This is a genomic window from Pseudomonas avellanae BPIC 631 (assembly GCF_000444135.1).
In the GTDB taxonomy this organism is placed as follows: domain Bacteria; phylum Pseudomonadota; class Gammaproteobacteria; order Pseudomonadales; family Pseudomonadaceae; genus Aquipseudomonas; species Aquipseudomonas avellanae.
This window is the reverse complement of sequence record NZ_ATDK01000308.1, coordinates 1-8,156: the sequence shown is the minus strand read 5'-3', so window position 1 is coordinate 8,156 and position 8,156 is coordinate 1. Positions and strand designations below refer to the sequence as shown.

The following is an 8,156-nucleotide window of genomic DNA, read 5'->3' as shown; positions in this document are numbered from 1 at the left end:
CCCGTGTCCCGCAACCTAAGTTATTGATAAAATTTGAATTTTACGATAGTTAGTAGCTGGTTTTTTCGAAAACAGTACACTAGTTACAATTTAACGCTTGGCAGATCGCGCCAGATTAATATCTAAACCCCTGGAACCATCGTGCCAGACGCCTTAATCTCGTCAAAAAGCAGGCACGACGCATGTGTAACCCTCAAATTGTGCGTGTGAACTTCAAGTAAGCGTGTTGGCGACGCGACATTCCAGCAGCAGACTTGCGCCGCCATATTCGCTGGTGCCGATCTGCAACGAAAAGCCATGCAAATTGACGATCGCCGCTACCACCGACAGGCCGAGACCAAAGCCGCTCTGCTCGTTGCCGGTTTCGCTGCGATAGAAGCGCTGGAAGACCGCTGCGCGTTCGGCGACAGGGATGCCGGGGCCGGAATCCTGTACGTCGATGCAGGGCGTTGCAGTGTCCTTGCCCGGATAGGCGCTGATTTTCACGATGCCGCCAGGCGGGGTGAATTTGATAGCGTTGCCGAGCAAATTGGTCAGCGCTTCAAACAGCAGGGCGCGGTCGCCCACCAGCGTGGGCAGCGGGTCCTGCAGATCCAGCAGCAGGGTGATCTGGTCTTCTTCGGCCAGCGGCAGATAGAAATCATGCAGCTCCTGCAACAGCGGTCGCAGCTCCAGTTCGACGAATGCCGAACGTCGCTGACGGTCCTCCAGCTCCGAAATCCGCAGCAGCCCACGGAAGCGCGCCATCAGCGTGTCGGCTTCACTGATGACCTGCGCGAGCTGCACGGCATGGGTCGAGTCGTGTGCTGATTGCTGCTGGATGCGATAAAGCTGGGCGCGCAGTCGGGTCAAGGGCGTACGCAGGTCGTGGGCGATGTTGTCGCAGACGCCCTTGACCTCATTCATGAGTTTTTCGATGCGGTCGAGCATGGCATTGACGATTACCGCCAGCATGTCCAGTTCGTCACGCCGGTTCGACACGGGCAGGCGGCCAGCCATGTCACCGGCAATGATCGATTCTGCACTGGCCTGAATGGCGTGGATACGGCGCAACGGGCGCCGACGCAACCAGTGCCAGCCGGCCACGCCAGGAATGATGGTCAGCGAAATCCCCCACAACAAGGCGTGCAGGATCAGCGTGCTGACCGCCAGCAGCGAGCCATTCTCGCGCACCAGCACCAGCCAGCGGCCGTCGGAGGTACGGTTGACAATCGCATCGCAACTGCCTTGCGGCATGCCCGGGTCTTCCGACTCGATGCAGTCGCTCAGCACATGGATCAGGCCGTCGATGGGCAGGTTTTCCGGCACGCTGGTGATGGGTCCGGCGACCGGGCGGAAGTTCTGGTCGAACAGGCCGTAGGCGTCTACCGCGCGGGTATCGAAGGTCATGCTGGTGGCCAGAGCATCGACCAGAGCCTGACCTTCAAAGCGCGAGAACAATTGCTGGCGGTGGGTGAGTGACTCGCGGGCGAGGGTGTCCAGGTAGGAGTTGACCTCCCAATAGAGAACGCCCAGAAGAATCACGCTCCAGGCGACAAACAGAGAACTGTACAGCGCCAACAGGCGGCTTGTTGAAGATCGCCAGCCCTTAGACGGGTTCGGCAATGACATAACCTGACCCTCGCACGGTCTGGATCAGCTGTGCGGTGCCAGGTTGATCGATCTTCTTGCGCAGACGGCCGATGTGCACATCGATCAGGTTGGTGCCCGGGTCGAAGTGATAGCCCCAGACTTCCTGGAAAATCATCATGCGCGTAATGATTTGCCCGCTGTTGCGCATCAGGAATTCCAGCAGCTTGAATTCGGTGGGCAGCAGGATCAACGGCTCACCCCCCCGACAGGCTTCGCGGCTGATCAGGTTCAGCTCCAGGTCGGCCACCTGCAACACGGTCTTGGCCGCGCTGACCGGGTTGCTGCGGCGCAAAAGGACCTCGACGCGTGCCGCCATTTCGTCCGACGCGAACGGTTTAGGCAGATAATCATCGCCTCCGGCCCTTAGTCCGCGTACGCGTTCATCCACATCGGACAGCGCGCTGATCATCAGGATCGGCGTGGAAATGCCCTGTGCACGCAGGTGGGTGACGATGGTCAGGCCATCCATCTCCGGCAGCATGCGGTCCAGGGTGATGAGGTCGTAGTCGCCGCTCACTGCACGCGCCAGGCCGTCACGGCCGTTGTCCACCCAGTCAACTTCCAGCCCGTGGCTGCTAAGTTCGGTGACAATTTCCTTTGCGGTGATGGCATCATCTTCGATTGCCAGAATTCGGGTCATGGTCCCTGCCTGAATAGGTGCGTTCAAAGGCTTATTCTGCCTTTAAAACCCGTCACGTTTCCTGAAAGAAAGTTTAATGACGGGGATCATATCTCTTTCTGTGCCCCTGTATCAGCGTCCTTGAGCGCGCGCTCCTTCTCCAGCCGACGTTTCTCGGCCTTGGCCTTGGCCTTGCGGTCGCGTTCAAGTTTGGCGGTGGTGTCTTTTTCGCTGCGGATCTGCGCGTGGCTGATCAGGGCGAAGATAAAGCTGCCGCCGATGATATTGCCTGCCAGTGTCGGCCCGGCAAAGGCAAACCAGAAGTCTTTCCAGGCTATCTCACCGGCAAAAACCAGATAGGACACTTCGGCCGAACCCACCACAATGTGAGTGAAGTCGCCCAGCGCCATCAGGTAAGTGATCAGCACGATAATAGCGATCTTGGCGTTTTCCATGGAGGCAATCATCCAGACCATGGTCGCGATCATCCAGCCGGACACAATGCCCTTGGAAAACATCTGGCCGAGGTCGTTTTCCATGACCTTGCGGCCGATCTCCAGAAACGCCTTGTCTGTGCTGGTATCGAAAATCGGCAGATTGAGCATGACGTACGCCACCAGCAGCGTGCCGGCCAGGTTGCCGGTCAGGACCACTGCCCACAGGCGCAGCAGCCGACCGACATTGGCCAGGTTCAGCTTGCTCATGACCGGCAGCACAGCCGTGATGGTGTTTTCGGTAAACAACTGCTGACGTGCCAGAATCACCGCGAGAAACCCGGCCGAATACCCCAGGCTGCTGATGACATGACTGCCGGGAATGCCTTCAAGGCGCGATTTCAGCAAGCCCATCGCCATGAGCGACAGGCCCATGGTCAGGCCAGCCGCCAGTGCCGACCACCACAGGGCGGCGACGCTGCGCTCCAGTTCGTGGTCGCCCTGAATACGGATAGTCTCGTGCAGCACCGCCGCGCGCGGCGGCTGGTTCTCATCAATCTCGCGCTCTTCCTCAGCCGACAGGCCGGGGGTCTTGCCTTCTACTTCGTGGTCCATACAACGTCCTCAGCGCCAGTGATGAAATGGACCTGCGCGGGCAGTGCCGGTCCGATGGTTCAGACAGGCGCCGCACGCCGTCGTTCGCCATCGGTGTCAAGCCGCGAGAATTGTGAGCGCGAGTTGGCACATTCTCAGGCCTGACCCAGCAGATCGGCGCTTTGCACGCGCTCGACGCCCATCTCCAACAGGGTCTTCCAGGCATGCTCCAGCGAGCCGTTCATGTCGATGGCGCGACAGGCGTCTTCAATTACATACGTATTGAAACCGGCACTGCGCGCATCCTGAGCAGACCACGCCACGCAGAAGTCCAGTGCCAGGCCGACCACGAACAGGGTGTCGATACCGCGCTCCTTCAAATACCCGGCCAGCCCGGTGGTGGTTGACCGGTCTGCCTCCAGAAACGCCGAGTAGCTGTCTATGTGCGCATTGCAGCCCTTGCGCAGGATCAACTGCGCGTGAGGCAGATCGAGGTCGGCATGCAATTGCGCGCCGTGGCTGCCTTGCACGCAGTGATCCGGCCACAGGGTCTGCGGGCCGTAGGGCAGGGTGATGCTCTCGAACGGCAGGCGCTGCGCATGGTTTGAGGCAAACGAGATGTGCCCGGCCGGGTGCCAGTCCTGAGTGACGATCACCCGTGCAAAGCGCGCACCCAGACGATTGATCAACGGCAGCAACGCATCGCCGTCAGCCACCGCCAGTTGCCCGCCGGGCATGAAGTCGTACTGCATGTCGATCACCAGCAGGGCGCAGCGAGGATCGGCGGGCTGGTTGGAAAGCGGCATCGGCGGTTCTCTTATCAAAAGGGCTGTGGTGTGTCGCAGTTTGCCTGTTTGTCCCCGTGTTTGCTAAGTGCGATCGACAGCCGTGGGAAAGGTATTTTTTGCGATTTTGTATCAAGTGGTAATACGAATCTGTACTATTCGCGAAAATCCTGTCGGGTCCCAAGAGGCCTGGTTTCTTGCCAAGGGCTGCACGTCGATGCGTCGTACTCTCGTTTCACTTTGTGTCATTCAAGCTATTTCTCAGGCCGCCTGGGCTGACCAGGTCACTGTTGGGCAACCTTCGAGCGATTCGATAGAGTTGCAGAACATCGACATTCAAGGCACCGCCAGTGGCGAAAACGCACAAGGGCCGGTTGACGGCTATCGGGCCACACGCTCCGCCAGCGCCACACGCACCGACACCTCCTTGCATGAAACCCCGCAGTCCGTCAGCGTCGTGACCCGCGAGGCAGTGGAAGACATCGGTGCCATGCGCCTGCAGGATGCTCTCGATTACGCAGGCGGGGTCGGGCGGGCCAATAACTTCGGCGGCCAGGGCCTGACCACGTTTACCGTGCGCGGCTTCACCACGGGCGAGTTCTATCGCAACGGCTTCCCGATCAATCGCGGTTATCCGAACATGCCGGACGCCAACACCATCGAGCGCCTTGAAGTGCTGCGCGGTCCTGCCACCACGCTGTACGGTCGTGGCGATCCTGGAGGCACTTTTAACGTGGTCTCCAAACAACCGCTGGCCGAGCGCAAGGTCACATTGGGCAGCCAGCTCAATGATCAGGGCATGAAGCGAGGTACGCTGGACGCGTCCGGCCCGCTGGATGATGAAGGGCGTTTTGCCTATCGACTCAACGTCGTGGGCGAGGGTGGCGATACCTTTCGTGACCACGTCGAAACCGAGCGTTATGGCGTGGCACCGGTCTTGAGCTGGCAGGTCAACGACGCCACGCGCATTACCTTCGAGGGTGATTTCATGCGCAACAACGCACCGCTGGATCGGGGCCTGACGCGCTATCCCGCCCAGACACGCACCGCTTCGCGCGACACCTTCTTCGGCGAGAAGAGCGTGGGCAAGCTGCACAATGACAACAACATGGCGCAACTGCGCTTTGATCACGACCTGAACGCTGACTGGAAACTGGGCGGTGGCGTGCAGATGCTCGACGGCTCGCTGCAAGGCGATGCCATCGAGGCCAACGGCCTGGCCGCCGACGGTCGCACCCTGGGCCGTAACTTCAACTACCGCAAACTGGAGTGGACTGACCGCGATGTGCAACTGAACCTGACCGGGCATTTCTCGGCGGGCGGTTTCGAGCACACGCTGCTGACCGGCGTCGAGTACGAAGACTACGACTACAAATCGATCATCCAGCGCTCCAGCGGCGCAGTCAGTGCCTACCCCATCGACATCTTCAATCCGGTCTATGGCCAGGCTCGACCCGCACTGACCCGAACCACCACCCACGACAAGGAAAATCTGAAAACCTGGGCTGCCTTCGTACAAGACCAGGTAACGCTGACCGAGCGCCTGAAACTGGTGGGCGGCGTGCGTCTGGAGCGCTTCGAGCACGACTACGATTCTTTCCTGCCCGGCACCAGCAGCTGGACCGCCAGTGATAACGCCGTCACACCGCGTGTTGGCCTGAGCTACGACCTGACCGACACCGTCGCGGTTTACGCCAACACCGCGCGTTCATTCAAACCCAACAGCGGTGCCAGCCGGCAGGGCGGCGGCTTCAAACCGGAAGAGGGCAAGTCGTACGAGATCGGCACCAAGTGGGAAACGCTGGAAGGGCAGTTGAGTGTCGACGCGGCGATCTACCAGATCGAGAAGCGCAACGTACTGACCACCGACCCGGTTGACTCCACATTCAGCGTGGCGGCAGGCGAAGTGCGCAGCCGTGGCCTGGACCTCAATGTGGTCGGCAACCTGACGCCCGAGTGGCGGATAATGGGCAGCTACGCGTACGTCGACGCCGAGGTGACCAAAGACAACACGCTGCGCTCCGGCACACGCCTGATGAACATCCCCGAACAGACGTTCAGCCTGCTTAACGTTTACGAATTTCAGAACGGTGCCTTGCGTGGTTTGGGGCTGGGCGCTGGCGGGCGCTACGTCGATCAGCGTGCCGGGCGTACCGCCAACGTCGCCTTCTCGATGGACAGCTACACCGTGTTCGACCTGCTGGCCTTTTACAAGGTCAACCAGAACGTGAAGCTCAACCTCGACCTGAAGAACGTTTTTAACACCGAGTATGAAGAAGGCGCGTTTGGCAACGTCTACGCGTATCCGGGGGCTCCGCGGACGGTGCAGGTGGGGATCGCCTATACGTTGTAATGCTGCACGTATCTGCTTTTGGCATAGAAAGTCTGACCCTTTTCAGGGTCGGGTTCAGCGGCGGGTATCAATGATATCGAGCCCCGATCACACGGGGCATTGAATCATGAGTACTGATCTGACTTTGAAAATCCGACACGGCGGCGAAGCTTGCCCTCCTGGAACTGGTCCTTGCCGGGCAAGATATCCGCGCCCGCTGCTTTGAGAGCGGCCATGTTGTCCGTCATGGCTTTGGTGGCATCGTCCTTTTGCCGGAAGGTACTCCCGATCAGCAAGCTGGCATTGCCCACTTCGCCAATCTGCAATTTATAGCCAGCCTCTTGAAGCGCCTTGATCTGTTTTCCGAGCCGGGAAGACGCTTCGCTTTCTCTGGCATACACATGAAAACCGCCAATCAGGGCAGGGTTGCCTTCGCCATTGGCGGCCTTCAATTGATCGGCGAACTTGACCAGGCCGCTCTGTGGGCCAGCGGTCAGGCCACCCCCCCAGTTACTATCCTCGACAACAATGCTTCCTTTAAAGCCGGCATTGCGCGCGGACTTGATCAAGGTGGTCTGCATGTCGGAACACTCCTGACTGGCGCTGTTACCGCCCTGATGGAAAGTGTCGAGCACGAAGCCTGCACGACTGCCGAACTTTTTGACCACGCTGCTGATGTCGGCCGCAGCCTGCTTCAACTTGTCTCCCGTCAGCACGTTGCCGCTGCCCTGGTTCGCATTGTCACGAAACGTGAACTGAACCTTTACACCCTGTTTGCCACCTTCATTGAGCAGTGCCCTTAGCTTGTCCATCTGCTTGACGTCCCGGATCTGATCATGCGTCATCTGGATGCGTAAGGTTCCGCCTCCAATCGCTTTCAGGTCCTGAATCATCTTGGTGGCCGCAGCCGGTGTGGCGATGTCATCAGGATTGACGTTGGCGCCCCCACGCGCGACGGTCTGGGCAGCTTTGGCTGCCTCTGAAGAAGCGGCCTTTTCTGCTTCCTTGGCTTTTTTTTCTGCGTCCGAAAGGGCCGTGCTGTCCTTCAGCGCGGCCACTTCGCTGCCAACAGCCTTTGTATCGTTCTGGATGACAAGCGCTTTTTGACTGGCAAGCAAAGCCGTGTCTGACGAGGAATCTTCGCTCTCCAGTGACCGGGTATTTCGGCTGAGCATCATTCTTTTATAAACAGGGGACGCTTCCGGTGTCTCGGCGGAGCGGCTGTCGGAGGCCGTATAGGTGTCGAGTTTCGCCTGCTTTTCAGGGTTTGCCTCAGTAGCGCCAGCGTCCACGGCCCGCGTGGTTCTGTCTGCCGTTGCAGGCTTTTCACTGGTGGCCGTGAGGGGGTCATAGGACCTGGCGGTGTGGATGTTCATCGAATGTCTTTGTGGGTTCTGTGCGAAAAGTGGCTGCGCTCGGCGAAACAGAAAAATGAGTCGCCAGGGAAGCGATAACGTATTGAATGACAGTGTTCATCTTGATGATTGGTGACGTTGCGATGACGCATTTATTAGCGTTTCGCTTTTTCTGTTCTTTTTAGATGGTTTTTTGGCGAAATTGTACTTGAGTGTATCTGAATTGTATCTGACGGCGATGAGGTTCGTATACATAGAGCGTGTAGGGCAAAAAAAGCCTGATGGCTGATTTTTTAGCTTGGCGGCGGCAAAAACTGAGCGCAACACCTGACCAATCCGGTACGGTGAACCTATGTCATATCATGAACTCAGCATTGAAGAACGCATCACGATCCAGTTTGGCCA

Annotated in this window: 6 protein-coding genes; 1 reads left to right on the top strand and 5 read right to left on the bottom strand. The window is 58.7% G+C overall.

The window, feature by feature from the left end:
- Positions 1–213 precede the first annotated feature (213 nt).
- The 4 genes from DW49_RS0118780 to pncA form a co-directional block, all read right to left on the bottom strand.
- A complete protein-coding gene (locus tag DW49_RS0118780) occupies positions 214–1,611 on the bottom strand; it encodes a sensor histidine kinase (protein WP_024420867.1) in 1,398 nt (465 codons plus the stop codon).
- Positions 1,589–2,272, bottom strand: a complete 684-nt coding sequence (locus DW49_RS0118775) for a response regulator transcription factor (protein WP_003381155.1) — start codon at positions 2,270–2,272, stop codon at positions 1,589–1,591. Before DW49_RS0118775 ends, DW49_RS0118780 begins: the two co-directional genes overlap by 23 nt.
- Before the next feature lie 86 nt (positions 2,273–2,358).
- On the bottom strand, positions 2,359–3,300 hold the full coding sequence (locus DW49_RS0118770) for a formate/nitrite transporter family protein (protein ID WP_024421354.1): 942 nt from the start codon (positions 3,298–3,300) through the stop codon (positions 2,359–2,361).
- A gap of 134 nt (positions 3,301–3,434) precedes the next feature.
- Positions 3,435–4,085, bottom strand: coding sequence for a bifunctional nicotinamidase/pyrazinamidase (pncA, locus tag DW49_RS0118765; protein ID WP_005618895.1), 651 nt, complete (start codon positions 4,083–4,085; stop codon positions 3,435–3,437).
- Positions 4,086–4,281: 196 nt separating this feature from the next.
- Here pncA and DW49_RS0118760 point away from each other — a divergent pair, with 196 nt between their 5' ends.
- Entirely contained in the window at positions 4,282–6,417 is a 2,136-nt protein-coding gene (locus DW49_RS0118760) for a TonB-dependent siderophore receptor (RefSeq protein WP_005618893.1), read from the top strand.
- 104 nt (positions 6,418–6,521) lie between these two features.
- On the opposite strand, the gene DW49_RS0118755 is transcribed toward DW49_RS0118760, so the two are convergent.
- Entirely contained in the window at positions 6,522–7,772 is a 1,251-nt protein-coding gene (locus DW49_RS0118755) for a hypothetical protein (RefSeq protein WP_005618892.1), read from the bottom strand.
- Between the last annotated feature and the right edge of the window lie 384 nt (positions 7,773–8,156).